This window comes from Proteus vulgaris (assembly GCF_011045815.1).
In the GTDB taxonomy this organism is placed as follows: Bacteria; Pseudomonadota; Gammaproteobacteria; order Enterobacterales; family Enterobacteriaceae; genus Proteus; species Proteus vulgaris_B.
Genome location: NZ_CP047344.1, coordinates 1,452,134 through 1,476,634, shown reverse-complemented (window position 1 = coordinate 1,476,634; position 24,501 = coordinate 1,452,134). Strand labels below are relative to the sequence as shown.

Here is a 24,501-nt window from a genome sequence, read left to right as displayed (position 1 = left end):
TATCCTATTTATCTGATGAGATAGTAAATTCCAGAATGAGCCGATGTAATTTGACATCGGATTCATATTCGAAAAACGTGTTAATACGCTGAGAAAAAGGAATGCTTTCGACCATAATTGAGTTTATTTTCTTACGCATTGTTGTTAGGTTTTTCGGGTTAGAGTCGTACACATCGAGCTGGACGCGATAATCATCGAGATCCATCTCCACCAGCGCGTTATTCGGTGTGATACTGGAAAATTGGATCACAATAGCGGGGTAAACCAATTTACCTTCAGGCAATACCTGAAAAAAAACCCTTTCATCGACTAGCGCTGAAAGGGCTTCCTTTAATTGATAAATCATATTGTTACCTTGTTTTCTCAATTTCCTCTTTTAACGTTTGAACAATCACTTTTGCGGTGGCCTCTTTTTTAGCTTCAAAACCCGGTCTCATAAAAGGTTGAGCTGGCATCTTTGAAGTACCAAACTCGACGAACCACCAATAAAAAGGATCATTCGGGTTTAATGCGGCACTTTTTCCTGTCGCTTGTTTGAATGCAGTAATTTTTTTACCCGGTAAAGACTTTACCCAGATACGTGTTTTTGTTTGCCCGTTACGCTGTACTTTTGTTTTAGAGCGAATGTTACGTTTAATCGTCCCTTTGCGTCGATGTGGAACATCTTCTTTCAAAATGGGTACGCGGTTCTTAATTTCCTTTTTTAATGTCGATGCCCCTGCATTCATTGCTTTGCGTGCGCTACGGTTTCTAACCTTGCGTGCAACTTCTTGCATTTTTCGTTGTATTTCAGACAATCCGCTGATTTTAATCTCACCCATCATTAACTCCTTCCTTGCACATCAGTTGTAGCTCTCTGTGCTGTTCTTTCGGATCAATAATTGAGATGATATCGAACACTCTTTCACCATAAACGACACGCATTGACGTGTTTATTCCTGGCACGTAGCGAATAAGAATACGTGTGCTGGCTTCACTTTGGACTTGCTGTGCCTGAAAGTATTCACGCCCCTGATAAGGTGCAATAGATGCGCGTACTTTTGGTAAGAAATCTTCCCAAATTACTTCATTACCGCTAATGGCATCGGGCGCTAATGTCGGTTTTTGTATTTTAATGACATGCCGTAATTTTCCAGCTTGCATACAACCTCCTACACACCGTAAATTCGATAAGGTTGCAATAACGCTTCCACCGCAAAGGGTTGAGTTGAAAACGAGCGTCCTGAGATCACACCTTCGCGATTTTCATACCACTGCCCAATCAGTAATAACATGGCAGCAGAAACATCATCTGTCAGTAATAGATGATCGGCATCTTCTTGGTATCCTTCCGATACTTCCTTTTCATAAAGCGTCCTGCGAGTGTAGTTCTCGACAAATTTCACTGCAGAGTTGGTATAAAGAGCGAGCAATTTATCATCATCCGTAAAATCAGGATCAATATTGCAATGTTGTTTTACTAATTCCAGAGAAAGCATTATTTCTCCTTTTTAGCCTTGGTGTTTTTTTTATGCTCAGGCTCAGGCTCAGGCTCAGGCTCAGGCTCAGGCTCAGGCTCAATAGCAGGATGTACAACTTCCTTTTCTTTTGCATAGCCTTTTTGAATTAACTCACGCCCATGTTGTTCTAAGGTTTCAATCTCTTTTCCCTCAGTAACAACGACACCGCCAAAGTAAATGGCACGTAATACGATTAACTTCATGTTGCCCCCAAAGAAAAAGCGGTCATGAAGACCGCTCTATCGATTATTCCCCTGATGTAGGTACGGTGAAATCACCGTAAACAAAGGCTTCCGGACGTTTTACTGCTAACGCCAAACGCTCCTCGCAACGAATTGAGATCATGTTTTTCTCAAAATCGTCAGTGTTTTCCGTAGAAATCACCACATTGGTTTCTTCACGATCGAATAACTGCGCACCCGCGTTAAATGCCCCTGTTAAGAATTTGCCTTTAAAGGCCGTTGATTCAGTAGCAACAACAGGTAGACCCCATAAAGTTGGGCCAATTAATGCAGATGGGTTGGCAAGAATGTAACGCCCTAATGAGTCTTTGGTTAATTCAATTTTCGCCCAATCGATAAAATGCAAAACATGCCCTGTGGCAGGCAGTCGAGCTAATTGCGCTTGTAGCATCGCAAGGCGTAAATCATCAATGCCACTTTGCTTTTCGACGCTAAATTCAGGTTTATATTTAGAGGCTTGAGGAATAATGCCATGTAAGTGAGCGCCAGAACCGTCACCAAACAAGATTTCTTGCTCTTCAACAAACTTCAAACCATAACGCATTTCAGCATCGACTAAAGACTGCAGTTGTGCAAAATCATCTAGGATTTGTTTAGAGGCCTTGAACATATGAGCAATAGTGGTTACTGGTGTGATTTTGGTTGCAAACTCAATGTCACTGTAAGGCTTAGCGGTATTTTCTGGTACCACAGAAGCTTTATTCGTAAAACCCGTCTGCTGAACCCAAAAAATAGCCGGTGAAGTGGTTTTGCCCGGTGCAATCAAATCACGGATAAATAAACGCTGTTTTGGCGCAACATCAATACCAGGTAAACGTTGAGGTTCAACAACACCTTCAGCTACACCGGTTGAAGTTAATGCGGCTTGCACTGGAATAGAAATGCGCTTACTTGATTGAATACTCGAGTTAATTTCTTTCAGTACATCTGCAGAAATGACTTGTTGACCAATTGTTTTGGCTGCCTGAACCGCATTATTCAGTGGCATTTGTGCTACATGTTGCTCTAATTCGCCTAATGAAGCTTTGAGTGTTTTTTCAGATTCACGCAATGCATTCAGTTCGGTTGCCATCTTATCGACTGCTGCTTTAGTTTCGGTGCTTAAACTACCGACTTTTTGCGCTTCTTTTAAGGCTTCTTCGGCTTTAGCATTAAATTTGCCGTTGGCTTCTTCAATTTTTGCCGATAGATTTTTTAATAATTCATTTGTATCAGACATAATGTCTCCAATTAGTTAGCTGTGGCAAAGGCATTTACCGCCTTTTCCAATTCAGAAAGAGTGTCAGGATTAATTTCAGAGGTAGCGCTTGGCGTACCGTGAGGATTGGAAGTAGCGCTCGGCATACTTCGTGTTAAAGCACTAATAAGTTTTCTACGCTCAGAGCGAGAGGTGTTCGCCTTAGCAAGTAACGCATCTAATTTACGAATGGCGGCTTGTGGGCTTTCATCACCATCATCAACGATATCTGCAGTAAGCAAATTATCAGCAAACCCTTTTTCAATCGCTTCGTTCGCACCAATATAGGTCTCGTCGTCCATCATCTGACTCACGACTTCATTAGATTGCCCACTACGTGCCACATAGATATCTGCCATCGACGTATCAAAAGGGGCGAGATCATTAGCTAATTTTGCAAAGTCATGCCGATTACCCACACCGACAGCCCAACAGTTATGGATCATCAAAAAGGCACCGCGCCCCATTTGAACTTCATCACCAGCCATTGCAATAATGGACGCAGCTGAAGCGGCAATACCTAAAATATTGACGGTCACTTTTCCACTGTGAGAGCGAAGTAGGTTATAAATGGCTAATCCTTCAAACATATCGCCACCTGGACTATTGATATTGACAACCACATCATTATTTCCAATGGCGTGAAGTGCGGCAGAAATACGTTTTGCGGTAACCCCCTCTCCCCAATAATCTTCACCAATCACATCTAATATTGAGATGGTGTTATCTGTACTTGATGCACGAATACTGCTATTCCATTTATCCAGTGCTTTAGATTTCAGCTCATAGCTAATCGATGCGCAGGGGCGATCCTCCAGCGCAACTGGCAAATGACTTTTTTTCATAAATTTACTCCTCAGAGTGAGGTTGATTGTTTTGAGAATGTGGGGCTACGGGATTGCCTTCAGGAAACAACCAGTTGGTGATCTGCGCTTTAAGTTTTTCAGCCTCATTGCTAGAGGCTTCTTGTCCCAGTTGATCAAGGGGTGTTAAATTAAGCTGGACGGTGTAAATATCACCACCATCAATCGGCGGTAAATTCTCTAGTCGTCTCACATCATTTCGACTCATCCAGCCATTTTGTAATGCCGTTGTGTAGTAAGCAGAGCGCCCTGCACTGTCAGCCCGTAATAAACCTTCAACAGAGAATTCAGCATAATAATCATCGTCGCCATTCAATAAGCATCGGCTAATTTCTTGCTCTATATTGACTAAAAGAGGTCTTAGCGTATTAGTAAGAAACTGCATATTCATACCTTCGACGCTCGATGCCCAACTACTTTGTTTGTCCATATGCCCCACCATAAAGGGTGGAACACGAAACCATCGACAAATTTCTTCAATACTGAAGGTTCTACTTTCTAACATTTGAGCCGCTTCAGGATTCATGGTGACATTGTTGTATTTCATCCCCCCTTCAAGCACCATCATTTTTCCCGCATTTTTTGAACCTACAAAGCTTAATAAATAACTTCTAATGCGCTCTCTTTGTTCTTCATTAAGCGGTTGTTCAGCAGATAAAAAACCCGAACTTTGCAATCCATTTTCAAATATCTTAGCGGCTGACTCTTCAACAGATAATGCAGCACCAATAACATCACGCCCTATTTTTACAGGGATCATTCCGCAAATGCCATCCATGCCGAACCCACGAATGTGCATAATATTATTAATAGGGATAGTTCGTATTTTTTGCCCTAACGGATCGGTGTATTTATATTCGAGCATCCCCGTTTGCTCACTGCGTTTAACCGTCATGTTTTGTGGCAATAAAGGCTCTAAAGCAACCAATTTTGAGCCAATATACTTTTTCTCAATAAAACTATTGCCACGCAAACAAAGGCTAGCAACAACCATTAACATAAAGCGGGAAGGCGTCATTTCAAAATTAGGTTGCTTGCACAGCAATCTATAAATAGGGTGCTCTTTCGCTAAGCTTCTTGAGCCATCACTTTCACTTTTATAAATCTTGATCGGTAATGTCGATATTGATTCACTCAGCAATCTTACACATGCCCAAACTGCAGAAAGTTGCATTGCTTTATCTGCTGTTACGACTTTTCCACTACTGCTTGTGCCACTCCATTCTTGCCAAAACTCTCCACTGGTCAGCGAAATAGGTACGCCCAACCAATTAAGAAGCGCACTTTTAATGCGCCCTGGTTTTTTATTGTGTTGCATTAGATACCTACTATGATTGGGTTATTTATAAATCCTGAGATATCGGGTTTATCACTGCCACCATTCACCAATAATCGACTCATGCCTGTAAATAGTGCAACAGGGCCGTCAATTTTTGCCTCGGGTGTGGATTTATTAGGGAAAATATTGTCGTTTTTATCCGGTTTAACCGTGACGTTCGACATCATCCAGTTCATAACAGGGTGTTGGCTATGATGAAACTTACCCGCATAAACCAGTGCTTCAATTTCTTTCATGGATTCAGAAAAGTTACGAACCGTTTGAGCAACCTCAACAAGAGGTAGCCCTTCTTCAGCGAGTGATAAACTAAATTGTGTCGCACTCCACGGGTCAAAACCCAGTTCGTTTAAGTTCTCACCCGTCACCCATTCAATAATTTCTTCTTTAATTTGAGCATGATCGACAACTTCACCATCAGTTAATGTTAGATATCCCATATCAGCCCATTTGCGATAGAGTTCTGCCATTTGTTTAGAACAACGCTCAAGCCGGTCTTCGGGTAACCAAAACTTAAAATCAGCATGAACATGACCGTTATCGGGCTGTTTCCACACTTTAGCAGCCGCACAAATATCAATTTTATTGGCAAGGTCAACACCCACCCATAACGGATAAGTTTGTAATTCTTCTTGAGGTGCTAATTTAGGCGCATCATCCCATTTCATCATGTCCATCCATGAAGATTCGGCCGTGACCCAAATATTCATGTGTTTGGTGAAGAAGTTAATCCGTGCAGAAACCTGCTCTTTGGCTTTCTTGGCTAGACGGCGTAAATCATCCCAGCGCTTACAAACACCGAGCCCCGGATTCGCTTTTTGCCATACGGTTTCATCAAAGGGATCATCGTCCTTATCTAAGGTATAAATAATCGCGAAAAACGAGTCATCATCGACTTGGCCACGAAGCACTTTAATACCGTAATCCCGCAGTTCGTAACAAATCCCCTCCTTATTAAAACCCGCAGTGGTGATCCCAAAAAGAAGAGACTGCAGACGCGCACCGGTCGCGGTTTCTAATACATCCCACACATCACGAGTTTTGTGTGCATGTAATTCATCAACAATACCGCAATGAATGTTTAAACCATCGAGGTTGTTGGCATCACTAGAAAGCGGTTCAAACTTAGAGGCAGTTCTTTCTTGATAGATAGCGAGTTTATTAAATTCAAATAAACGTCCCAATGTCTCTTTGGACTTCTTCAGCATGTTCTTCGCATCTTCAAATACGATACGAGCCTGATCACGTGTCGTTGCTGCGGAATAAACTTCGGCACCGCCTTCACCATCGGCACCGGTCATATACAGCCCAATACCGGATGACAATGTGGATTTTGCGTTTTTACGTGCAACTTCGTCATAAGCTGTGCGAAAACGACGAACAAAAACAACATCACCGTCTTCATCCACAACTTCTTTACCCGTTTGTTCATCAATTAACGGAATAACAAAGCCAAAAATATTAATTAAGATAAATACATGCCAAGGCATTAAATCTATGGGCTTACCGGCTAACGCCCCTTTGACATGAGGAATAAAACTGTAAAAATCGAGTATGTGCTGTGCGCGATCTTCAATGAAATAGATGCCACGCTCAGGCCCATGCTCTAAATCATTCAAAAACCGTTGGCACGCTAAACGTACCAGTTCGCACGCAACAATTTCTCCAGCAACCACCTGTTCGGCGTACTGAATTCCATCTGCTACGATTGCCATTCATCATTTGCGCTTTTTCAAAAATGCCTCAAAAGGATCTTCTTCGGCAGGAGTGTTCATCGTGACTTTTGCTCGAGAAGCGGGAGTCATACCAAATTCACTTAACATGGCGCGAATACGTTTCCATGCATCGGCCTTCATTGCTGCGGCTGGGTGAGCTTTTTTTAATTTATCGCCCATCGATGATATGACATCGTAGGTATAACCTTCTTCATCGAGTGTCTCGCAATGTTGTCGATACTCAACATAGGCTTCGACTAACATTTCTAATGCTTTAGCATCGAGTGTGCTCATCACGCCCAATGCGTTTAATTCTTCGCCCATCCGCTTAAACCAATACTTTCCCCGCTTATCAAAATACTTCGGAGTTGGGGGTACCCCTGAAGGGGGCTTTGGCTCTTTTTTATTAATCGGTCGTTTTGATGGGTTCCCCCTCACCAATTGCAGATGTGACGGGGTTTTAGGCGGTCCAGCCATAATAGAAATCTCCTATCAATAATCGCTTGGGGTTCCCCAAAAAAAGTTTTCTAACCTGCGGTGATGTGAAAAGAGGTAAGGGGGCGGTCCTAGGTAGCGAGAGTGGCAGGGATTTGACCCGCCCCTCCCCTATGAACAATAGGGTAGCTTTAAGCTACGGAATTATTTCCCTTAAGAGTGTCCGCTTTAACCGACTCAGCAAGCCAAACCTCTGTCCGTTTAACGCTTCCCCATAGCATCCTTGATGGTTTTAAAAAGTTAGATACCATGTCAAAAACAATACGAATACGCTGTTCAATATTTGATGCAAGCGCTCTAGGGTCATCATCACATCCCCAGCGTTCAAGCTGCTCTAGACGAAAAAGTATGTAATCTATGTCGATATCTACCATACGCAAGAACCATTCAGGCGCTGACTCTTCTTGTGCTTGCATCCGTTTACGTTTTAGCTCCGTTAACCGAGAGTATGTTTTAATGCTATCTGCATAAGCCTTCGCAAATAATATTGCTTGGTATTCATTCTGAGCTGAGGGTAAATCAGGTAGTGTCATTATTTCCCTTCCTTTGCTGTCTTAGCTCTGTGACAGGGCCAGCATAAGCTTTGCAAGTTCTCTTCTGCATCGGTCCCCCCATGTGCTTTAGCAATGATGTGGTCAACTGTTTTCGCTTCGGTTGCTCGTCCTGCTTTTAAGCACTCCTGACACAGATACTTATCACGCTTGAGTATACGTGCTCGTAACTTATCCCACTTTGTACCATAACCACGTTGATGACGAGACTTACCGCGCTGGTGGGTTTCCCATCCTAAGTTCTGATGATCTTCACAGTAACCGTTACGTTCTGTTGTTGTCTTGGCGCATCCCTGTTTACGACACGCTCTTGGTATGCGAGGTGGCATGTTACCTCCTATAACCTGAAGAGGAGAAATAATATCCTTTATTGAATATAGGGTATTTTCACCTTTACTTCTGACTGCACCATGTTCGATTAATAGTGTCAGACCATGCCTGTTGATCTGCTTGTCTTAATCTAATGAGTTCAGCTATATCATTATCTTGTCGATCCGCTCGCATACGTAAATCTGCTAGCTGAGCCTTGAGGTCCTGCTCTGACTTATTACTAACAAGCACACCATTGAACACAGCCGAATTAATAAAGGCATCTTTAATAAAGGATTCACCAGAAGACTGAAAGAAGAAAGGGGGAATTGATTTAGGCTTCACACCTACATCTTGCATCAGTTGTTTAATGCGGGTTAGTTGCTCTTCTAACTTATCTAACTCACTTGTATCTACTGAGACTTTTAATTGAATAGTGTTATCTGACATAGTGCTCTCCAATAAAAAAGCCACCAGTGATTAACTGATGGCTATCTCTATAAACTCTATCAACGCCACTCAATGAATGACGTTTGTAGAATTAAATATGTTTATGTCTCTCCATAGTCACGCCGTTTCTTCTACCTACAGCTGACGTTGCTGATAATGACCGAAAAATAACAAAATGGTGGTATTCGTTGTTTTTGATTCTCACTATGCGCTCTCTGTCGAGAATAAAACAGGTCATGGCTAACATAGGAGACGGCGACAACGCAACGCATTAAAAAGTCCCGCTATTGCGAGACGATTGTTTTCTAAAAACTTACATTGATTATTAACAGATTGAATGAAGATATATTGGTAATCTATTGTTTTCACATATACTAGTGAAATCCCTGCGGGAGCCCAAACTCACAGAGTTATTTTTATCTTGCTTTTTTTATTTAGGTAAGAGATAGGTTAATCAGAATTATCAATCTAGTATATATACCTACTTAAGCTATACTAAGTAGCTATCGCTATACTTTAATTGATATCTTGTCAGTCTTGCCCACATACCCATGCTGGGCTTTTTTTAACTCCATTTGATGGCAAACAATCAATAAACTTTGACTGATATCATTATTTAATATCTCGCCCATGTATATCCTATTTATGACATTTGACTTTACCTATAGAGTCATTTGATTAGCCATTATTGTATATAAATTTCTTGCCTATTTTATTTTGCGCTCCATTTCTATGTGGGCGCATTTTTTATTGAGGTAACTCAAAGACAAACGATAGCTTTCTCGTTATACTATTTCTACTCCTATAACAACAATCCTCTCCTCTGGTTCGATACCTTACTTTTCAGCCCATACCTCACATGGGCTTTTTTAATTTACACACTCAGTTCTAATGTAATCCTGCAACCCTTTAATTATTTGCTCTGATTCTGTAATTCGCTCTCTGAGTAACCAATAATTTCTGATAGCGGTGTCAGTAGGTCGGGCGGTGGTTGCATCATCCATGCTGGTGGCGGGATTGCTGGCGCTCTTTGGACACTCGGCTTTGATGTACACCCGTTCAGGATTACGCTCGCTAATATCACGCAACTGATCAATTTCTTTTTTTGCATTAGAAAGCTCCTGCTGATGATCACTATCGAGTTTATTTAACTTATCAATGCGCTCTTTATAATTGCTATTAATATTAATTTGCTCAGACAAATCCTTACTGAGTAATTCATTCTCGTTACTTAGCGTTTTTATTTTTGCATTTGATAAACTTAATGCCATTAATAAAGCACTTAAAAATATGAGAAAAAACCATGGGATATATTTACTCATAGCAATAACCAGGCATCTTCATAAACCTTATCTGCGTAAGGCTGATAGCCTAACTCAACACCCACGATTGCTTTTGCTAAAGAGATAGCAACCTGTTTTGATTCAGTATCTATCTTGTCATTAATACCAACACCAATCTCTTTTGATGCACGGATAATGTAGCCATTCGTGTTGTTCTCAACTGGCGGTGCATACTTATTAATGATTGCTGATACTGAGTTCAAACCATATTTACGTTGATAGGTTTGGGTTAATTTATAAATTGCTCGGATGCCGTATTCTGGCGACTCAAAGACACAGAATCGAGGGTTAGGCACTCCTGTTTCAATACCAACTAAACCTTTCCATTTATTACGGGGGTTATAGTCAATATTACCCGGATTGTTATTGCGCTCACCGCGAGCTATCTTTGCCATGTCTGACACCTCTGAATATTTGCATTATGTTTCCACGACTCAATAAGATGAGTACGCATAGTGATAAATTAATGCCGACTTCAAATGGATCAGCATGAGAATAATCATCTGTTAAGATCCGCAGTGGTACCGAACCCAATAGGATAATTAATACCCACGCAATAAATGACGCTCCGAATTTATATTGAGCACCATTACGTCGATAATTAATGAGTCGAATGACTGCGAGTAAACAAGAAAAGAAATTGATGTAAATCCAAAACATTGAGATGGTCATCTGCCACCTCCTCTGAATTTATCTATCAGATTATTAATAAACTTATTTATTCCGTCAGTCATTGCACCCGGCTTTGATATTGAGACCAAAACCCCCACCAGCCCTGCTGACGAAAACATTGCTCCTACTGACTTATCGACATCACGGCCACCAGTTATATCGCTAAGAATACCTGACATAAAATCAGCGCCATAAATACCAATAAGGAACGCAACCGCAAAATAAGTCCAACGCTTTAATAGACGAATATCATGAGCAGATAAAACAAAAATAACTGCTCCTGCAAACGCCCCAATAACAACGCCAGCATCCATACCAGCAAACAGGCCCACAATTGAAACGCCCGCTAGCGATGCTGTTGTAGTGCCCGTTAACGGCTCATTCATGTGTGTAGTCCTGTTATTTGGTTAAAAAGGTGCAGACACACAGCTCTTGTGTGAAATGATTAGTGTGTGATTGATACTGTGATCGGCGTATAAATAGATGGTGGGCACAACTCCACCTAGTGTGCAATTATCGACATCTCTGCACGAGGCTTTCGATAATTAATGAAATACAGCTCGCCAATAAGCTTTATATTTAGATCGGGTAACGAAATAATGAAATGACCAAGCTAAGCCTAATTGCTCTTTAGTCTTACCAGATAGCTTTATACATAGATTAATAAATAAATTTTTCATATTTTCTCCAATAAAAAAGGCCACCGAAATGACCTTACTGGCAAGCTTTTCTGCCTCTGGAAATAACCCGAACAGTATCGCCTGTTACTGTCGTAATGTAAGCATGATCTGTTCGATTAATATCAAATGATGGGATGGCATCTTTCCTTGTGTGCTCAACTCTCGCCACGATATCTTTATTTTCTGATTCTGGGTAAAACTCTAGGCGGTACATTTCTCCTAAGCAGTGGACTTCTTCCACTTTACGACCTTCACGTTCAGTAATTAATTTAAGTGCGTACATAATTTCGTTCCTTATTTTAGATAATAAAAAACCCCGCCGAAGCGAGGTTATAAACAATTTTGGCAATATACCAAATTAGACTTAAATATGACCTATTTTGTTCATTTTTGCAAGTTGTCGTGATTATTTTTATTAATCAACTCGATTCTAACTCGCTTCATAGAAAGTAATGCCGACTTATCTAACTCACAACAAATATCTAAAAGGCTATTCCAATATATATCATAATTCATTTTCCAATTATTACGCTTAACACCCACCAAGCGAGCCAGATCTGTTTGTGAATAATTACGCCCAGTGCAAGTCTGAACCGATAACCAGACTAATGATCTTAGTCGTTCTTTAACCTTTTTAGTTATCTTTTTACCGTTATGCTGTTTTTCAAATTCAGACCATACATGAACACTGATATTCACTTGATGCTCAAATTTCAAACTATATCCATAACAATACATTATCCATGAGTGTTGTTCTTCACTTAATGCATTAATAGCCCTACGCCAAGAGCATAATAAAAAATCCATAGGATCTATCATCGGCTTTGGAGTTCGACGACAGCGAGTTTCTAATACATAAATTGGATCAGTATCACGACAAACAAAACGTCCGTTTAATTTTAAATCTCGCATTCTAACTCTCGGTGTTGCTCTCGTGTCTGTTAACCCAAAATCTTCAAATGCTTCTAACTGACCCTTTGTTGAAGCTCTTACGTTTGATGTAGCTATCAATGCCATATCACTTAAATATTCCAAGTCATGCGCATAAATTGGCATATTTCCTCCACTCGTGCCGTACACACGTTAAATAAATGCACCGATGCCTAGCGACCGGTTTAAGAAATGAAATAACAACTCGATTTGATTGCCGTGAGTGACTTCCCATTGTTTTGGATCGCGGTGTAATTCATCATGATGAATGCGACATAATGGAATAGTGAATAAGTCGTGAGCCTTCGTTCCCATACCGCCCATGCCATGCCCGATAATATGGTGCGGATCATCAGCCTGTTGCCCACACACGCAACACGGTTGAGTTTTCACCCATTGCAACCATTGGGTATTTTCCCAACGTTGCATTTTAGGTTTCAGCAGAAACGATGCTGGTGGCTCCGGAACGACAGATACTTTAATAACCGGCTTTATCGCATCTAAACGTTCATTCATTGCTGATAATGCGGTTACGTTGCTCGGGATAATGTCAGCTTCAGGAAAACCACCGTGAACTCTGCGTTCTTCTTGTTTATCTGACCAATTTAAAATCTGGCGTAATATCGCTTCGGGTAATTCATCGATAACGTTATGCATAACCGCAAAGGTGAAAAAATCAGGTATCGTTAGCTGGTGGCTACTATCTAATCTCAACCGAAAACGAATAGTGTCTAACATCCAATTAATACGGTTTTTATGAGCTAATTCAGCAACCCACCCAGCAGATGAATTTCTAATATGGTTATCATGATGCCAACAAGTGCGGATCACACCAGCCTCGTGAAAGGTCGTCACTAACTCATGGTGATGATAGTTATCTTCATCGTTATCGATCTGACAGCATGGAATATGACGAATAACCCACGTATCCATCGGTGATACTTTATCGATGGTGTGGATCACTTTTTTGTTATTGAGAAATTGGACGATGTGCTTATTGTTTAAAATAGGCTGTTCATCACCCGTTAATGCACCAGAGGGCAACACATCTAAACTTTTAGGCACATCACTGATAATCACACGATGGTGCTTTTTAAATTGCTCGAGTAATTCAGCACCCGGTTTAAGTAACACAACACCAAGTTCTGGCTGAACGTAGGGTGTTAACAGTAATTTCATTAGATGATATCCCCTACTTTATATTCAGCCCATAACCCTGCGATCCACTTAACGCCTTTAGCGGTAAACCGTGATTGTGCAAATGAATGGTTATTGGTTTGGTTAGTGCCTGTCTTTATCTCAAAGCGACCAAGATCTACATGGGTTTGATAAGGCGTAAATGTATTATTCAGGCGGTACATGATTTTCTTATCTATTAGAAAACAGCGAAAATCCGTTTCTTTCACCTGCAGTAATTTGCACACTTGGCGAAACGTCATAGAACCCGTGGATAAAACATAATTATCAACAAACTGAGCCTTAGGTGTGGCAATCGCCAATTCACTTTCCAGCTTTTGTTTTTCTTCTGCTAAGTCTGCAGCTAATCGCAATGCCTCTGGTAATGTTTGAGGAATGATAGGTTGCATTTTTGACTCTAATTCCTGCCAGCGATCGACAATTTTCGCTGTAAACTGAGGTGATAATCGAGCCACCAGCACTAAAGAGTCTCTTTTATTAAAACGATATTCAGTATATTGATTGCCGTTATGCTCAAAAGGGAACTCAGCCATTGGCTGGGTTAAAATTTGAGCAATAAAAAGTCTATCTGCAGAACGCTTAACATCAGAGTGATTACTTCCCGTTAAACTGGCAATCTCTCTGCTCGACATGGTTAATTCGCGATTCATTGCGGGTAATGCTGTAACTTCCATTGTTCTTTGCATCATGCTATTTCTCTCCACGTTTTACTCGTGACCGTACATCACGTTATTAAATGAGCGGATAGTGATTTCTAATTTTCCACCCTTTACGACTTCCATTAACATCACATCCATATGCTTCACTTGCTGATCATCTTCCCAAACACCCGCATGTGTTAATGCATCAAACGGGGCTTTTAAAAAGTTATCAATATCTCTGCGCTGTTTTGTTGGTGGATATAAGCGAACCAGGACAGAAACATTTTCTTTAATTGCTTTAGGTTTTCGTTTTAACTGCTCATACACAGAAGCAATGGTGTTAATTCGAAACTTACGCCCTTTTTCACTGATCAGCGTTCTACCTTTAATGTTTCGCCAATACGAGTTAACACTAGGTGGAAATGGCAACGTGAGCATAAGTTCAGGCATAAGTCCCCCATAAGCCAATCAATAATGTCACCACAAACCAAAACCCAACGAACAGCATGTATTTAGTTAGCATTGTTGAATCCTCTGTTTTGCTATATCGAAGTACTTTATTTCTCGCTCAATCCCAATGAATGACCTATTAGTTTCCTTGCAAGCCACGCCTGCTGTACCGCTTCCCATTGTGAAATCCAATACTAAATCGCCAATATTTGAATATGTTTCGATGAGGTACCGAACTAGCGAGACTGGTTTTTGTGTGGGATGGTAGTTAGCTCTCTGCTTATCACTCGAGAAGAATTGAACTGTTCTTGGATAACGTGATGTACTGTCGTATTCTGTTAGAGATAATGCTTTACCGTAACATTCTGAATTAACATCCTTTCGCTTTGATACCTTTCTTTCATGTCCGTGTGTCATTTGCGGGTTATATGTTGGGGGTTTGCGATAGAATACTTGAATATTTTCATGTGCTCGCAATGGTTGTTTCTTTGCATTTAAAAAGCCAGTTGCAGAGCCTTTTTCCCATATCCATTCTGTTTTCCAATCCTGCAAATTGCTAGCCACTAATACGCTTGAGAAGGGTTGGGCGGAAAATAAAACTATTGCAGCATCTGGTTTTGCTACTCGATATAACTCTCTCCACATTTTCTTTAGGTCTAATATAGAGTCCCATTTGCATTGGGTTGTGCCATATGGAATATCAGCGCAAATCATGTCAATTGTATTGCTCTCGATTGTGGGCAAAACATCAAAACAACAGCCATGACGCAAATTAATCTTATTCACTTTTCGCCCTCTTATCCCAAACTTTCAAAGCACCTTCAAAATCATTAGCAATAGGACCTCTTGCTCCACATTTTTGGCAACGAGTAAATGTATTGAACATCACTTGCATGACTTCTAGTTTTTTAGAGTTACAGAATGGACAGCTTTTATTGTTCATTAGTGATTACCTCTTACAGCTCTCACTAATGAGTCATACGGCTCGGTTGGCAATTTACCCATGAGAGCAAAATTAGAGGTGGCGTGTTTTACCCATATGATTGTTGGGATACCTCGTTTTTTAGCTTTCTGAGCATTTAGCTTTTCGAGGTAGACAGACTCTCCTGACTTACGCTCCTCTATCATTGCGTTATAAACTTTTTTAGCCTCATTCGTCACTTGATAGCTAAGTGGTTGTTTTTCACTAACTCTGGTTAATGCACCGAGACTATGAAGATGAGCAAGTGCACGAGAGGCACCACCTAAAGTGGTTTCTAAATCACGAGTAATAATGTCGCGATCTACGACTTCACCGACTTTGTACAACGCTAAGATTTGCTCTGTGATTTTCCTGCAACACCTCTCGATACAAGCCATTTAGCTTGTTCAATAAATGTTTTGCCGATCTGCTCTAATTCATCACGATGAATGTAATCAAATTTTTCACCCGCCCATGTTTTATCGAAAACAGCTATTGCCCCAGCAAAGAATGCACCGGTTGGTTTCTGTTTTTCATCTGCGGGAACAAACCACTCAGGAACATCAAAAGCAATACGTCCACGAATAAAACAAACGTGATCAGCATCTTCACACCACCATGTTTCGCTTGTGGCAACTTTCAACAAGAAAACATAGCGCCCGCCTTTTTCACGCATCGCTAACGCATGATCCATAATGTGGCGAACACCAGTAACAGCTTGCTTTTCATGATATGAACTACGTGAATATGGTGGATTAGCGAAAGCTGCACCGCCAATTTCTTTCAGTTTTTCCGACCAATCTTGAGTGAGCGCGTTATCTTCAACAGTATAAAAATTTGGACATTTGCTGTTTTGTGCATCAGTAAAGAGATCTAGCGTGAAAGGTCCATAGAGTGAATTGATACCCCAATACAGATTTTCAGGTGTTCGCCACTGATCGCCTATTTCTTTTAATTTATGAGCAGATTGGCTTTTTAATGCCTGTAATTTAAGTGCGTAATCAATCATTGCTGAACCTCCTGTGACATTTCAGTCGCTTGCTTCCAAATACTGTTCCATGCTTGGCGACCAGAAAACTCACTCATACGACGAATGCCTGTTTTACCCGCTAATTCAAGTGCAATCTCTTCAATACGGTTTTGAGGTTTAGAACGAGAACCAATCAGGCGTGAGAATGCGCTGTCACGTTCAACGGTATCAACTTGAACCTTTGGCTCATCCTTTGGCTTTTGGCTACGAACAATCAGCTCATCAAAGTGTTTACGTAATTTACGGGGACTTAAAATGTTTTGGTGCCAGAATGAATCCTTGTTGGCCCAATCGAACAAGGCACAAATTTGCTCATGAGTACGCCCATCGATTTGACGCATCAAACGAATATCGTTCGCCCAGTCATACCAAGTAGGCTCTAGCGCGGATGGATTCAGTTTTTTAACACGACCAAACATCCATTTTGCCGCTTTTAAATCACCTTCATTTCCCCATTTTTGGAAGTTAGTGCTGTAAATCACTGCTTCTGGATAACGAGTTAAAAAATCATTTTTCGGCTGGTCGCTGGATTCGTTAGAATTCTGCGACGAAAGGTCTTTAGTGATCTGTAAGTTTTTATCTGAGTTAAGATCTGTATAAAGATAGGATTCCTCACTTTCGACGTTTCCATGATTCTGCATTTCTGCGGTTTCCATTCCGCAGTTTCGACGTTCCGATTCCTCACTTTCGACGTTTCCATTCCTCATTTTCGACGTTTCAGAAATAGACGGGAAAATCATAGAGATAAGTTTATTACCATCTATCTTGTAGTGAGTAACAGGGGTACCGTTAACCTTTTTTGTCTTGGTTTCAATCACACCAGGGAAATACTTCTTACGTAATTTATCAACGAGGCGTCGAGCTTGCTCTTCACCAGAAAGCCCGTGAATTTCTTCTGCCAGCTCTTCATGGCTTTTATAGAACCAACCATCATCAGCACTTGATGAAACGCCAGACCAGAAGACAAGCTGATTTAAAATTGCAGACAAGGCGTGAGCTTGTTGATCACCTTTGAAAAAATCTAAATAGGGAACAGGAATAACAATGACGTTTTTCTGCCCTGACATAGCTTGTACAACATCAAAAATAGTCGTCATAGCAACGCCTCACTTAACTCTGGTGTATTTCTCTTTAAATCGTTGCAAGGGTTCACATTGCGGATCATCACAACCATCGAGCATAAAAATGACACGCTGTTTTTCTCTGTCATAACGAACAACATGAACAACGATACCCCTGTGATTTTTGTAGTAGCGATCAAGTTGATTTGGGTTCTCATTGTTCATTGCCCCGCTCTCCACTTGAAAAATAAAAATCAGCCCATGCCTTTTTAAGCGACTGTCTATCTACCAAACCTGTTTTTTGTTGGTAGTTGTTTGGTTGTTCGTCAGACGCTATGATTTCTACATAGCGAAATGACTGACTACCCGAGACAGGTAAACAACGGAATTGCTTTTTAGGTATTAAATGCGCTAATCTACTCATGCTAATTTCTCTTCACACAATTGAAATTTGCAAACCGAAGCCAGAGGCCGTACACCTTTGGCTTCACCCTTTCTGGATATAGCCATCTTTAATTTCTCTTTTGATGTAACGAAACAAACGCATTCATAAATGTGCGGATTTGCGAAATTAATCCATCTAACAGCATTTTTATTTTCTGTTCTTCTTCGTTATCAATAACGCCATCAGCCAAGCTATCTTTCATAAATAACGCTAAACGCCCCTGCATTTCGTCAACACCACTACGCAGTACAAACAATTCCGTTTCATCCAGTTCCGCAGGACTAATTCTGTCAACGAGTAAACGATTTGATTCACGAGCAACAAATTCAGCGAATAAAACGGTCTTAGAAATATCTTGCATCGCTAATAACTCGTTTAAATCAAACGAACGACAACCGTTTTTCTCATAAAGCTTGTTGTTGAATGATGTTAAAGACAGACCAAGTGCTCCAGCCATAGCCTCACGTCCACCAGCTGTCGCATCACACATTTCTTTCACTACCTGTTTTATTGATTGGTTACTCATTTCCTACCACCATAGATAAATTCTTGTAGTTACAAATTCAGAGAATAAGAAGTAACTTATTTGTAATTGCTGAACTTCTTCGGATATAAAATTTGCATTTCTGTTAATTCACCGTTGAAAAAAGCAACCAGTCGCTCAGCGACCTCTAATGAGGTTTTTTGGGCTCCTCTTTCAATGCGGCTAAGATTTCCTACATCAATTTGAACAGCTTCAGCTACTTTACTTAATGTAAGATTTTGCTTTATTCGCAAAGCCCTTAATGGTGTTTGCATTATACCTCCTAATTTTGCGTTTTAAGCATAATATAACACCAATTCAATTTGCGCAATTTACTTTGCAAATAACGCAAAAAGGATTTGTAATTACGGCATGGAAATAGGAAAAAAAATCAGATCAATCCGCTTAGAGCGGAATATGACAATTGCCGAGCTGGCTAACGCTATTGATAGCGATCCGGGTAATGTGTCTCGTCTTGAAACAGGTAAACAAAAATCGTTTACTGAACAACAATTAAGAAAAATTGCTAACGCACTATCAATATCTTTACTTGATTTATTTTCAGATGGTGATAATCATACTGTATATAAACACAGTGATTTGAGTCATGACGTAATAAACGAGGATCTTTATAAAGTGCAACTACTTGATATTAGCGCGAGTGCAGGACCCGGTTGCGTGAGAACAAGTGATGTCATAGATGTCATTCATTCCATTGAATATGATACAGAACAAGCTAGGCTGCTATTCGGTTCTCGCCCAGCGAACTCAGTAAAAGTTATCAATGTTCGTGGTGATAGCATGTCGGGTACAATTGAACCCGGCGACCTTATTTTTGTTGATATTTCGATAGATTATATTGATGGTGATGGTATTTATGTGTTCTCTTTTGATGGAAATATACACGTAAAACGCCTTCAGATAGTTCCCGATGAAATAATTGTTCTCTCTGATAACCCTAAATATACACAATGGAAAATAAATAGTTCAAATGAGCATAGATTTTGTGTACACGGGAAAGTTTTAATCAGCCAAAGCCACGAATATAGACGCCACGCATAACAAAGCTATCATTTGCATAAACAGCCTGATCATATTTCAGGCTTTTTTTTACTTGTTAAATTGTAAATTTCGCAAATTAATATTGCGCAATATGCAAATTTGAATTATTGTTATCCCAGAAGCAAGTTTACGTGTGAAGAGAAACAATTGTGTGGTGGAGATAAACATAATGACAATAGAGAAGAAAGAACCGACCATTATCCCGAACGGTAATTCTGTCGAGGAGATATTCCTTTGGATGTCAAAGAAGGTGGAAGCGCGGAAATTGGTGATAACACTAGAAACACAATTGAAATCACTAAATTCCGCGCGGTGTACTACGCAGGAGCAACTCAATAATGCAAGCTCCGCTTCAGTTATAAATATAACTGAGAAATAGAGGTGTCCCACTCTTCATCTGGGAAATCCTCAAAGCAATTATGGTATTTATCGTAATGAATCGATGATAAGAAATTTTTACATTCATCGGGTAGTTTAGTGAAAGATAGCTCATCGGTGATGGCCAGCAATAAATCATTAAGTGACATTTTACGAACATCGGAAATGAGCCAATTATATTTATTAATAACAAGGTGAATCAGAGCATCTTTACCGTTAAGGGCGTTAAATACTGTGCTGTGTTTTTGACGGTAATCGGATAACAAGTATTCAAGTGACAGGATCAGGCAAGCACGATTGATAACCATATCAGTTACGCCGTTTTCAACAAATCCAGTTCTTGACACTTTTCGTACTGATTCAATGTGTTCTTTGATGTGGTGATACATCTTACTAGCGTTAGACATATTAATTATCCTTTTTGTTTGTGGTGAACAGAGGATACCACCACCGCCTGAGGTGGGAAAATAATCAGGCACAATATTTGAAGTGTGAAGAGAAACAATGGCTGGCTGAGTCTTAAACCATTAACGGGGGTGTGGTGATAATGTTCTGCTCAGTCAGCCATTTTTATAGAGTTAGTTTTAGGATTGGTGAATGCGTGTAGCTCAATGGTAGAGCGAGGCCATAAAGCTGGGGTTGTGGGTTTAAATCCCATCATGCAAGTAGGAAATTAGCACCTACCACCAATCACTAAAACTAACTCAATAAGTAAGGGTACTGGCATTACTTGTGAAATGTCTTATCAGGATTATGTCAACTCGCTAGTGCCCTTTCTTATTGTGTGAAGTGATAACGTGAGGTTATAGAAATGAGCCAAGAAGATCGTAAGACAAATGTTCCCGACTTTCTTTCCGAATTGGACGCTGGCGTTTTTGAAAATAAAGTCTCTGCTGTTTTAAATGATGTGGCTTTAGGCGTTTTGAATAATGGTGGAAAAGGCAAGGTCACTATTGAATTAGATATTGCTCGCCTTAGTAATTCAATGGAAGAAAAACGAGTTGAAATAACTCATAAACTTAAATTCTCTGCACCAACACCACGCGGAAAACGGGCTGAAGAAGACACCACCAAAACACCAATGTACGTGGGTAAAGGTGGTAAGTTGACCATTATGCAAGAAGACCAAGGTCAATTATTTTCTTTGCAAGGTCAGCCTGACGGGAAATTAAAATCCGTTAATTAGTTTCCTTATTTTTAATTAAACCTATCCATTTAATTTAATGCTTTTAAATAAGTAGGAGTTTATTCATGTCTCAATTAGACGGTACTGCTATTTCGCAAATTCAAAATATGGCAGTGGCTTCATTAAGTCTCGATGCAATAGAGAAGTCATTATGCCCAGCGATTGTTCTTCCGAATGACTTTAAAGTAAGTAGTTTAGAAAATTTACAAGAAGGTCGTTTTCGCTTTCGTGGTGAAATGAAAACAACCAGCATCAGTGATTTTGTTAAATACTCAATCAAAAATGCAGTTGAAGAAGGTGTTAGTTGCTTTATTGATGCTGATGAAATGAGTGCCGAAACTATTTTTAATATCGGCACCATTGGCGAGCCGGGTCATGCTGATAATACTGCTCTTGTGAAATTAAAACAAACTGCCCCATTCGCAGCACTATTAAAAATTGATGGTGTTAAATATCGTCAAAAAGAATTAGCTGAATGGTTAGAGGACTGGCGTGATTATTTAATGGCGTTTGATGCAGAAGGTAATGTTTTAGATATCAAACAGGCTATTTCTGCTGTTCGCCGTATTACGATTGAATCAACACGTTCTGCTGAACATGAAGATCACGACTTTAGTGCTAAACGTTCAGTATTAGAAAATGTTGAAGCCAGAAGCAAAGATGTTATGCCTACTGCATTCCAGTTTACCTGTACCCCATATGACGAGTTAAAAGAACGTAGCATTAAATTGCGTTATAGCGTGCTTACTGGCGGTGATGTTCCTACTTTAGTGCTCCGCATTGTTCAACTTGAAAACCTTGAAGAACAAATCGCTCAAGAGTTTCGCAGTCTGCTTTGTGATGAATTCGATGAAAGTGAAATCGAAACATTCATTGGCAAGTTTTCAGCTTAATTATTAATTAATCGCCATCTTATTGGTGGCGATTTTACTCAAATAGGAATAACTGAAAATGGCTAACGGATCAGTAAACAAAGTAATTCTTATCGGCAATTTAGGGCGCGATCCTGAAATTCGCTACCTGCCTTCTGGTGGTGCTGTTGCCAATTTAGCTGTGGCCACATCAGAAAAGTGGCGAGATAAACAAACGGGTGACAACCGAGAAAAGACAGAATGGCACCGTGTCGTTCTGTTTGGAAAACTCGCTGATATCGCCAGTGGCTATTTGTGTAAAGGCTCACAAGTTTATATCGAGGGCCAACTACAAACGCGCGAGTGGGATGATAACGGCGTTAAACGTTATACAACTGAAATTGTTGTAAAAGTTGGCGGTTCGATGCAGATGCTAGGTGGTGCTAGTAAATCAGCAGGATCACAACTGGCACAGCAAAACAAGCCATCAGCTCAACCTCAAGCACAAAGCAATCATCCACCAATGGATTTTGAGGATGATATACCCTTCGCACCGATTGGGCTTATGTATCCGCGCCATTTAATTAATGTGATTTAGGAGGCTTTATGTCAATTACTCCAGAATTTGTAGAATATGATGAAAATGGTTATTGGGCTCATTCAAAACTGCCATATTCCGAAAATGGTAATGAAATTATGCAGTGGGTAACGGAGAACCAATTAGAACAACTCTGTATTTATATGAGTGAAGATGTCGGAGAGAGCTCTCCTCTTTTCCAGAGCTATTTCATTCATGGTAACCCTAATGTCTCCTCTTGGATGCCAACAGAGCCGGCTGGTAAAGAGTGGTTTATTGGAGCTATATACGATAGTGAAGATGGCCCCGTTTGTCTTTGGTTACGCTCTTCAAAATATCAATTAAAAGAACGGTTTTTAAAAGCCCATCGAGAAGCTGAAAAAACAGCTTATGAATATTTTTGTGCTTGCGATATCGGAGAAGAGAGAATTCATGCACATGAAATCTACCAGCGTATCAGAACAGCCACACGTATAGGTGGATGACATGAAAGAACGCGGAATTATTTTTAATGCTGAAATGGTGCGCGCCATTTTAGATGGGCGCAAAACTCAAACTCGTCGCGTTATGAAGGTTCAACCAGTGTTAAATGGTGATCGATGGGAGGTATATAGCGCATCAGTGGAAAAGGGGAATAAATCAATACCTGTAACTCCTTGGGGAAGTATAGAGAATAACTGCCCTTTTGGTAAGGTTGGTGGTCGTCTTTGGGTTCGTGAAACATTTGGAAATCGAGTAGTTAGAGATGCATTAGGTGGTACTGGTGAATTTATCACTTATCGGGCATCAGAACCTGATGCTGTTTATTGTACCTGCGCCAGCGGTGATGATATTCCAATGAAGTGGAAACCATCTATACACATGCCTCGCTGGGCTTCACGCATTACGTTAGAGATCACCGATGTTCGTGTAGAACGATTGAATGATATCAGTAACGATGATGCTAAGGCTGAAGGTATTCTGATGATGGGTGATAATTTTGGCAATGGGCCAGCTTATTGTGATTATACCTTGGCTGATTTACATGATACCGCTGAGTGGTTTAACAGAGCTAGTGATAGTTTCATAAGCTTATGGCAATCAATATATGGAGCTGAAAGTTGGTTGTCTAATCCGTGGGTATGGGTTATTGAGTTTAAAAGGATTTAATAATGGAAATAAAAGGACAATTAATTAGTAGTCAGCGTTATTTAAATGAATACGTTGTTTTAGATAAAGTTAAAAGATTTAAAGTGTTTATTGTCGATATATTGCATGTAACTTTAAGAGGTAAGCAATATACATTATTAGTAAATGGACATCATAATTTCGCAGCTGCAAAAAGGTTAGGGATAAAACCACAATACAGAACACCTAAAAAATTATTAAAAGCATTTAACTCCTGGTCTCAAAGTGAAAGAGAAACTTTTATTATAAATAACCTAACTGATAGCCATTTATATGATGTAAATACAGGTGAGGTTGTGCAGGAGTTAATGGAACCAGATTTTAATAATATGTCATTTCAACGAAATCTAACAAACGGATTAAAATTGTATCAGTAATAACCACCAGCATTAAATAATATCTATTTAAACTGTGTACGGACAGTGTGGAGAGAAAAGATGTCAGGAAAATTAATGAAGGCTAGCGCATGGGCAAAAAGAGAATTTGAAATTGGTTCAATTCCAGATAATAGAACTATTAAGCGCTGGATCGAAATAGGAAAACTAAAAGGTCGAATTGTCGATGGATCTATTTTAGTCAACTCATCAGAAAGATGGGGGGTTGAATCAGTCATTTCGTCATGTGTTAATAATTTAATTAAGGCTTCTTAA

General features: G+C 40.1%; 40 protein-coding genes and 1 tRNA gene. 9 read left to right on the top strand and 32 right to left on the bottom strand.

Features of this window, described 5'->3' with window-relative positions; all coding sequences use genetic code 11:
• Nucleotides 1-4: 4 nt before the first annotated feature.
• The 31 genes from gp17 to GTH24_RS06660 all read right to left on the bottom strand — a co-directional run bounded on the left by gp17 (nucleotide 5) and on the right by GTH24_RS06660 (nucleotide 18,905).
• Complete coding sequence (gene gp17 / locus GTH24_RS06810; protein ID WP_164526130.1) at nucleotides 5-346, bottom strand: tail completion protein gp17; 342 nt, start codon at nucleotides 344-346, stop codon at nucleotides 5-7.
• 4 nt (nucleotides 347-350) lie between these two features.
• Nucleotides 351-821, bottom strand: coding sequence for an HK97-gp10 family putative phage morphogenesis protein (locus tag GTH24_RS06805; RefSeq protein WP_223672409.1), 471 nt, complete (start codon nucleotides 819-821; stop codon nucleotides 351-353).
• A complete protein-coding gene (locus GTH24_RS06800; protein ID WP_069368413.1) occupies nucleotides 814-1,143 on the bottom strand; it encodes a phage head closure protein in 330 nt (109 codons plus the stop codon). The genes GTH24_RS06805 and GTH24_RS06800 overlap by 8 nt, the downstream gene beginning before the upstream one ends.
• Before the next feature lie 8 nt (nucleotides 1,144-1,151).
• Entirely contained in the window at nucleotides 1,152-1,478 is a 327-nt protein-coding gene (locus GTH24_RS06795; protein ID WP_069368412.1) for a head-tail connector protein, read from the bottom strand.
• The gene (locus tag GTH24_RS06790; protein WP_164526129.1) at nucleotides 1,478-1,702 is read right to left on the bottom strand and encodes a hypothetical protein; all 225 of its coding nucleotides are present in this window, start codon (nucleotides 1,700-1,702) and stop codon (nucleotides 1,478-1,480) included. Before GTH24_RS06790 ends, GTH24_RS06795 begins: the two co-directional genes overlap by 1 nt.
• Before the next feature lie 43 nt (nucleotides 1,703-1,745).
• The gene (locus GTH24_RS06785) at nucleotides 1,746-2,960 is read right to left on the bottom strand and encodes a phage major capsid protein (RefSeq protein WP_164526128.1); all 1,215 of its coding nucleotides are present in this window, start codon (nucleotides 2,958-2,960) and stop codon (nucleotides 1,746-1,748) included.
• Nucleotides 2,961-2,971: 11 nt separating this feature from the next.
• Nucleotides 2,972-3,823, bottom strand: a complete 852-nt coding sequence (locus tag GTH24_RS06780) for a head maturation protease, ClpP-related (RefSeq protein WP_164526127.1) — start codon at nucleotides 3,821-3,823, stop codon at nucleotides 2,972-2,974.
• Nucleotides 3,824-3,827: 4 nt separating this feature from the next.
• Complete coding sequence (locus tag GTH24_RS06775; protein ID WP_164526126.1) at nucleotides 3,828-5,159, bottom strand: phage portal protein; 1,332 nt, start codon at nucleotides 5,157-5,159, stop codon at nucleotides 3,828-3,830.
• Entirely contained in the window at nucleotides 5,159-6,892 is a 1,734-nt protein-coding gene (locus tag GTH24_RS06770) for a terminase large subunit (RefSeq protein ID WP_164526125.1), read from the bottom strand. Before GTH24_RS06770 ends, GTH24_RS06775 begins: the two co-directional genes overlap by 1 nt.
• A 3-nt stretch (nucleotides 6,893-6,895) precedes the next feature.
• Nucleotides 6,896-7,369 (bottom strand): phage terminase small subunit P27 family, encoded by a 474-nt coding sequence (locus GTH24_RS06765; protein WP_164526124.1) that lies wholly within the window; start codon nucleotides 7,367-7,369, stop codon nucleotides 6,896-6,898.
• Between the two features lie 149 nt (nucleotides 7,370-7,518).
• Complete coding sequence (locus GTH24_RS06760; RefSeq protein ID WP_164526123.1) at nucleotides 7,519-7,920, bottom strand: hypothetical protein; 402 nt, start codon at nucleotides 7,918-7,920, stop codon at nucleotides 7,519-7,521.
• Entirely contained in the window at nucleotides 7,920-8,267 is a 348-nt protein-coding gene (locus GTH24_RS06755) for an HNH endonuclease (RefSeq protein WP_164526122.1), read from the bottom strand. Before GTH24_RS06755 ends, GTH24_RS06760 begins: the two co-directional genes overlap by 1 nt.
• A 64-nt stretch (nucleotides 8,268-8,331) precedes the next feature.
• Nucleotides 8,332-8,697 (bottom strand): hypothetical protein, encoded by a 366-nt coding sequence (locus GTH24_RS06750; protein ID WP_164526121.1) that lies wholly within the window; start codon nucleotides 8,695-8,697, stop codon nucleotides 8,332-8,334.
• 869 nt (nucleotides 8,698-9,566) lie between these two features.
• On the bottom strand, nucleotides 9,567-10,019 hold the full coding sequence (locus tag GTH24_RS06745) for a lysis protein (RefSeq protein ID WP_109373192.1): 453 nt from the start codon (nucleotides 10,017-10,019) through the stop codon (nucleotides 9,567-9,569).
• Entirely contained in the window at nucleotides 10,016-10,435 is a 420-nt protein-coding gene (locus GTH24_RS06740) for a structural protein (RefSeq protein ID WP_109373191.1), read from the bottom strand. Before GTH24_RS06740 ends, GTH24_RS06745 begins: the two co-directional genes overlap by 4 nt.
• Nucleotides 10,413-10,712 (bottom strand): phage holin family protein, encoded by a 300-nt coding sequence (locus tag GTH24_RS06735; RefSeq protein ID WP_109373190.1) that lies wholly within the window; start codon nucleotides 10,710-10,712, stop codon nucleotides 10,413-10,415. Before GTH24_RS06735 ends, GTH24_RS06740 begins: the two co-directional genes overlap by 23 nt.
• On the bottom strand, nucleotides 10,709-11,098 hold the full coding sequence (locus GTH24_RS06730) for a putative holin (protein ID WP_109373189.1): 390 nt from the start codon (nucleotides 11,096-11,098) through the stop codon (nucleotides 10,709-10,711). Before GTH24_RS06730 ends, GTH24_RS06735 begins: the two co-directional genes overlap by 4 nt.
• Before the next feature lie 328 nt (nucleotides 11,099-11,426).
• Nucleotides 11,427-11,675 (bottom strand): hypothetical protein, encoded by a 249-nt coding sequence (locus GTH24_RS06725; protein ID WP_115370633.1) that lies wholly within the window; start codon nucleotides 11,673-11,675, stop codon nucleotides 11,427-11,429.
• Nucleotides 11,676-11,776: 101 nt separating this feature from the next.
• Nucleotides 11,777-12,448: a bacteriophage antitermination protein Q gene (locus GTH24_RS06720; RefSeq protein ID WP_164526120.1), complete on the bottom strand. Its 672-nt coding sequence runs from the start codon at nucleotides 12,446-12,448 to the stop codon at nucleotides 11,777-11,779.
• A gap of 27 nt (nucleotides 12,449-12,475) precedes the next feature.
• Complete coding sequence (locus GTH24_RS06715; protein WP_164526119.1) at nucleotides 12,476-13,501, bottom strand: DUF968 domain-containing protein; 1,026 nt, start codon at nucleotides 13,499-13,501, stop codon at nucleotides 12,476-12,478.
• Entirely contained in the window at nucleotides 13,501-14,208 is a 708-nt protein-coding gene (locus GTH24_RS06710) for a phage antirepressor KilAC domain-containing protein (RefSeq protein ID WP_164526118.1), read from the bottom strand. Before GTH24_RS06710 ends, GTH24_RS06715 begins: the two co-directional genes overlap by 1 nt.
• An 18-nt stretch (nucleotides 14,209-14,226) precedes the next feature.
• Nucleotides 14,227-14,610 (bottom strand): RusA family crossover junction endodeoxyribonuclease, encoded by a 384-nt coding sequence (locus tag GTH24_RS06705; protein ID WP_109373182.1) that lies wholly within the window; start codon nucleotides 14,608-14,610, stop codon nucleotides 14,227-14,229.
• A 66-nt stretch (nucleotides 14,611-14,676) separates the two neighbouring features.
• Entirely contained in the window at nucleotides 14,677-15,396 is a 720-nt protein-coding gene (locus tag GTH24_RS06700; protein ID WP_241254043.1) for a DNA-methyltransferase, read from the bottom strand.
• Entirely contained in the window at nucleotides 15,389-15,553 is a 165-nt protein-coding gene (locus GTH24_RS06695; RefSeq protein WP_164526117.1) for a Lar family restriction alleviation protein, read from the bottom strand. Before GTH24_RS06695 ends, GTH24_RS06700 begins: the two co-directional genes overlap by 8 nt.
• The gene (locus tag GTH24_RS06690; protein WP_241254042.1) at nucleotides 15,553-15,918 is read right to left on the bottom strand and encodes a hypothetical protein; all 366 of its coding nucleotides are present in this window, start codon (nucleotides 15,916-15,918) and stop codon (nucleotides 15,553-15,555) included. Before GTH24_RS06690 ends, GTH24_RS06695 begins: the two co-directional genes overlap by 1 nt.
• Nucleotides 15,919-15,920: 2 nt before the next feature.
• The gene (locus tag GTH24_RS06685; protein ID WP_164526115.1) at nucleotides 15,921-16,580 is read right to left on the bottom strand and encodes a phage N-6-adenine-methyltransferase; all 660 of its coding nucleotides are present in this window, start codon (nucleotides 16,578-16,580) and stop codon (nucleotides 15,921-15,923) included.
• Nucleotides 16,577-17,698, bottom strand: coding sequence for a replication protein 15 (locus GTH24_RS06680; protein ID WP_164526114.1), 1,122 nt, complete (start codon nucleotides 17,696-17,698; stop codon nucleotides 16,577-16,579). Before GTH24_RS06680 ends, GTH24_RS06685 begins: the two co-directional genes overlap by 4 nt.
• Nucleotides 17,699-17,707: 9 nt before the next feature.
• Complete coding sequence (locus tag GTH24_RS06675) at nucleotides 17,708-17,887, bottom strand: DUF4222 domain-containing protein (protein ID WP_099660103.1); 180 nt, start codon at nucleotides 17,885-17,887, stop codon at nucleotides 17,708-17,710.
• Nucleotides 17,877-18,086, bottom strand: a complete 210-nt coding sequence (locus GTH24_RS06670; protein ID WP_164526113.1) for a hypothetical protein — start codon at nucleotides 18,084-18,086, stop codon at nucleotides 17,877-17,879. Before GTH24_RS06670 ends, GTH24_RS06675 begins: the two co-directional genes overlap by 11 nt.
• Nucleotides 18,087-18,174: 88 nt before the next feature.
• Entirely contained in the window at nucleotides 18,175-18,633 is a 459-nt protein-coding gene (locus GTH24_RS06665; RefSeq protein WP_164526112.1) for a YmfL family putative regulatory protein, read from the bottom strand.
• A gap of 56 nt (nucleotides 18,634-18,689) precedes the next feature.
• On the bottom strand, nucleotides 18,690-18,905 hold the full coding sequence (locus GTH24_RS06660) for a helix-turn-helix domain-containing protein (RefSeq protein WP_069368310.1): 216 nt from the start codon (nucleotides 18,903-18,905) through the stop codon (nucleotides 18,690-18,692).
• 97 nt (nucleotides 18,906-19,002) lie between these two features.
• Here GTH24_RS06660 and GTH24_RS06655 point away from each other — a divergent pair, with 97 nt between their 5' ends.
• Nucleotides 19,003-19,692 carry an XRE family transcriptional regulator gene (locus GTH24_RS06655; protein ID WP_164526111.1) on the top strand — a complete coding sequence of 230 codons (690 nt, stop codon included), beginning with the start codon at nucleotides 19,003-19,005 and terminating at the stop codon, nucleotides 19,690-19,692.
• Nucleotides 19,693-20,048: 356 nt separating this feature from the next.
• On the opposite strand, the gene GTH24_RS06650 is transcribed toward GTH24_RS06655, so the two are convergent.
• Entirely contained in the window at nucleotides 20,049-20,477 is a 429-nt protein-coding gene (locus GTH24_RS06650; protein WP_161770161.1) for an ECs1072 family phage-associated protein, read from the bottom strand.
• 190 nt (nucleotides 20,478-20,667) lie between these two features.
• Here GTH24_RS06650 and GTH24_RS06645 point away from each other — a divergent pair.
• From GTH24_RS06645 to GTH24_RS06610, 8 genes are all read left to right on the top strand, one after another.
• Nucleotides 20,668-20,733: transfer RNA gene (locus GTH24_RS06645), tRNA-Tyr, on the top strand.
• A gap of 148 nt (nucleotides 20,734-20,881) precedes the next feature.
• Nucleotides 20,882-21,256: a hypothetical protein gene (locus tag GTH24_RS06640; protein WP_006533955.1), complete on the top strand. Its 375-nt coding sequence runs from the start codon at nucleotides 20,882-20,884 to the stop codon at nucleotides 21,254-21,256.
• A 65-nt stretch (nucleotides 21,257-21,321) separates the two neighbouring features.
• The gene (locus GTH24_RS06635) at nucleotides 21,322-22,149 is read left to right on the top strand and encodes a YfdQ family protein (RefSeq protein ID WP_164526110.1); all 828 of its coding nucleotides are present in this window, start codon (nucleotides 21,322-21,324) and stop codon (nucleotides 22,147-22,149) included.
• Between the two features lie 58 nt (nucleotides 22,150-22,207).
• Complete coding sequence (gene ssb, locus GTH24_RS06630; RefSeq protein ID WP_164526109.1) at nucleotides 22,208-22,705, top strand: single-stranded DNA-binding protein; 498 nt, start codon at nucleotides 22,208-22,210, stop codon at nucleotides 22,703-22,705.
• Nucleotides 22,706-22,713: 8 nt separating this feature from the next.
• Nucleotides 22,714-23,169, top strand: coding sequence for a hypothetical protein (locus GTH24_RS06625; RefSeq protein ID WP_164526108.1), 456 nt, complete (start codon nucleotides 22,714-22,716; stop codon nucleotides 23,167-23,169).
• 1 nt (nucleotide 23,170) lies between these two features.
• The gene (locus tag GTH24_RS06620) at nucleotides 23,171-23,833 is read left to right on the top strand and encodes a hypothetical protein (RefSeq protein ID WP_164526107.1); all 663 of its coding nucleotides are present in this window, start codon (nucleotides 23,171-23,173) and stop codon (nucleotides 23,831-23,833) included.
• Nucleotides 23,834-23,835: 2 nt separating this feature from the next.
• A complete protein-coding gene (locus tag GTH24_RS06615; RefSeq protein ID WP_164526106.1) occupies nucleotides 23,836-24,228 on the top strand; it encodes a chromosome partitioning protein ParB in 393 nt (130 codons plus the stop codon).
• A gap of 60 nt (nucleotides 24,229-24,288) precedes the next feature.
• Nucleotides 24,289-24,501 (top strand): hypothetical protein, encoded by a 213-nt coding sequence (locus GTH24_RS06610; RefSeq protein ID WP_164526105.1) that lies wholly within the window; start codon nucleotides 24,289-24,291, stop codon nucleotides 24,499-24,501.

Excerpts from the sequence above, each read along its gene's own strand:
- gp17 (WP_164526130.1), bottom strand. The coding sequence starts at position 346 with ATGATTTATCAATTAAAGGAAGCCCTTTCAGCGCTAGTCGATGAAAGG.
- GTH24_RS06805 (WP_223672409.1), bottom strand. The coding sequence starts at position 821 with ATGGGTGAGATTAAAATCAGCGGATTGTCTGAAATACAACGAAAAATG.
- GTH24_RS06800 (WP_069368413.1), bottom strand. The coding sequence starts at position 1,143 with ATGCAAGCTGGAAAATTACGGCATGTCATTAAAATACAAAAACCGACA.
- GTH24_RS06795 (WP_069368412.1), bottom strand. The coding sequence starts at position 1,478 with ATGCTTTCTCTGGAATTAGTAAAACAACATTGCAATATTGATCCTGAT.
- GTH24_RS06790 (WP_164526129.1), bottom strand. The coding sequence starts at position 1,702 with ATGAAGTTAATCGTATTACGTGCCATTTACTTTGGCGGTGTCGTTGTT.
- GTH24_RS06785 (WP_164526128.1), bottom strand. The coding sequence starts at position 2,960 with ATGTCTGATACAAATGAATTATTAAAAAATCTATCGGCAAAAATTGAA.
- GTH24_RS06780 (WP_164526127.1), bottom strand. The coding sequence starts at position 3,823 with ATGAAAAAAAGTCATTTGCCAGTTGCGCTGGAGGATCGCCCCTGCGCA.
- GTH24_RS06775 (WP_164526126.1), bottom strand. The coding sequence starts at position 5,159 with ATGCAACACAATAAAAAACCAGGGCGCATTAAAAGTGCGCTTCTTAAT.
- GTH24_RS06770 (WP_164526125.1), bottom strand. The coding sequence starts at position 6,892 with ATGGCAATCGTAGCAGATGGAATTCAGTACGCCGAACAGGTGGTTGCT.
- GTH24_RS06765 (WP_164526124.1), bottom strand. The coding sequence starts at position 7,369 with ATGGCTGGACCGCCTAAAACCCCGTCACATCTGCAATTGGTGAGGGGG.
- GTH24_RS06760 (WP_164526123.1), bottom strand. The coding sequence starts at position 7,920 with ATGACACTACCTGATTTACCCTCAGCTCAGAATGAATACCAAGCAATA.
- GTH24_RS06755 (WP_164526122.1), bottom strand. The coding sequence starts at position 8,267 with ATGCCACCTCGCATACCAAGAGCGTGTCGTAAACAGGGATGCGCCAAG.
- GTH24_RS06750 (WP_164526121.1), bottom strand. The coding sequence starts at position 8,697 with ATGTCAGATAACACTATTCAATTAAAAGTCTCAGTAGATACAAGTGAG.
- GTH24_RS06745 (WP_109373192.1), bottom strand. The coding sequence starts at position 10,019 with ATGAGTAAATATATCCCATGGTTTTTTCTCATATTTTTAAGTGCTTTA.
- GTH24_RS06740 (WP_109373191.1), bottom strand. The coding sequence starts at position 10,435 with ATGGCAAAGATAGCTCGCGGTGAGCGCAATAACAATCCGGGTAATATT.
- GTH24_RS06735 (WP_109373190.1), bottom strand. The coding sequence starts at position 10,712 with ATGACCATCTCAATGTTTTGGATTTACATCAATTTCTTTTCTTGTTTA.
- GTH24_RS06730 (WP_109373189.1), bottom strand. The coding sequence starts at position 11,098 with ATGAATGAGCCGTTAACGGGCACTACAACAGCATCGCTAGCGGGCGTT.
- GTH24_RS06725 (WP_115370633.1), bottom strand. The coding sequence starts at position 11,675 with ATGTACGCACTTAAATTAATTACTGAACGTGAAGGTCGTAAAGTGGAA.
- GTH24_RS06720 (WP_164526120.1), bottom strand. The coding sequence starts at position 12,448 with ATGCCAATTTATGCGCATGACTTGGAATATTTAAGTGATATGGCATTG.
- GTH24_RS06715 (WP_164526119.1), bottom strand. The coding sequence starts at position 13,501 with ATGAAATTACTGTTAACACCCTACGTTCAGCCAGAACTTGGTGTTGTG.
- GTH24_RS06710 (WP_164526118.1), bottom strand. The coding sequence starts at position 14,208 with ATGATGCAAAGAACAATGGAAGTTACAGCATTACCCGCAATGAATCGC.
- GTH24_RS06705 (WP_109373182.1), bottom strand. The coding sequence starts at position 14,610 with ATGCCTGAACTTATGCTCACGTTGCCATTTCCACCTAGTGTTAACTCG.
- GTH24_RS06695 (WP_164526117.1), bottom strand. The coding sequence starts at position 15,553 with ATGAACAATAAAAGCTGTCCATTCTGTAACTCTAAAAAACTAGAAGTC.
- GTH24_RS06685 (WP_164526115.1), bottom strand. The coding sequence starts at position 16,580 with ATGATTGATTACGCACTTAAATTACAGGCATTAAAAAGCCAATCTGCT.
- GTH24_RS06680 (WP_164526114.1), bottom strand. The coding sequence starts at position 17,698 with ATGACGACTATTTTTGATGTTGTACAAGCTATGTCAGGGCAGAAAAAC.
- GTH24_RS06675 (WP_099660103.1), bottom strand. The coding sequence starts at position 17,887 with ATGAACAATGAGAACCCAAATCAACTTGATCGCTACTACAAAAATCAC.
- GTH24_RS06670 (WP_164526113.1), bottom strand. The coding sequence starts at position 18,086 with ATGAGTAGATTAGCGCATTTAATACCTAAAAAGCAATTCCGTTGTTTA.
- GTH24_RS06665 (WP_164526112.1), bottom strand. The coding sequence starts at position 18,633 with ATGAGTAACCAATCAATAAAACAGGTAGTGAAAGAAATGTGTGATGCG.
- GTH24_RS06660 (WP_069368310.1), bottom strand. The coding sequence starts at position 18,905 with ATGCAAACACCATTAAGGGCTTTGCGAATAAAGCAAAATCTTACATTA.
- GTH24_RS06655 (WP_164526111.1), top strand. The coding sequence starts at position 19,003 with ATGGAAATAGGAAAAAAAATCAGATCAATCCGCTTAGAGCGGAATATG.
- GTH24_RS06650 (WP_161770161.1), bottom strand. The coding sequence starts at position 20,477 with ATGTCTAACGCTAGTAAGATGTATCACCACATCAAAGAACACATTGAA.
- GTH24_RS06640 (WP_006533955.1), top strand. The coding sequence starts at position 20,882 with ATGAGCCAAGAAGATCGTAAGACAAATGTTCCCGACTTTCTTTCCGAA.
- GTH24_RS06635 (WP_164526110.1), top strand. The coding sequence starts at position 21,322 with ATGTCTCAATTAGACGGTACTGCTATTTCGCAAATTCAAAATATGGCA.
- ssb (WP_164526109.1), top strand. The coding sequence starts at position 22,208 with ATGGCTAACGGATCAGTAAACAAAGTAATTCTTATCGGCAATTTAGGG.
- GTH24_RS06625 (WP_164526108.1), top strand. The coding sequence starts at position 22,714 with ATGTCAATTACTCCAGAATTTGTAGAATATGATGAAAATGGTTATTGG.
- GTH24_RS06620 (WP_164526107.1), top strand. The coding sequence starts at position 23,171 with ATGAAAGAACGCGGAATTATTTTTAATGCTGAAATGGTGCGCGCCATT.
- GTH24_RS06615 (WP_164526106.1), top strand. The coding sequence starts at position 23,836 with ATGGAAATAAAAGGACAATTAATTAGTAGTCAGCGTTATTTAAATGAA.
- GTH24_RS06610 (WP_164526105.1), top strand. The coding sequence starts at position 24,289 with ATGTCAGGAAAATTAATGAAGGCTAGCGCATGGGCAAAAAGAGAATTT.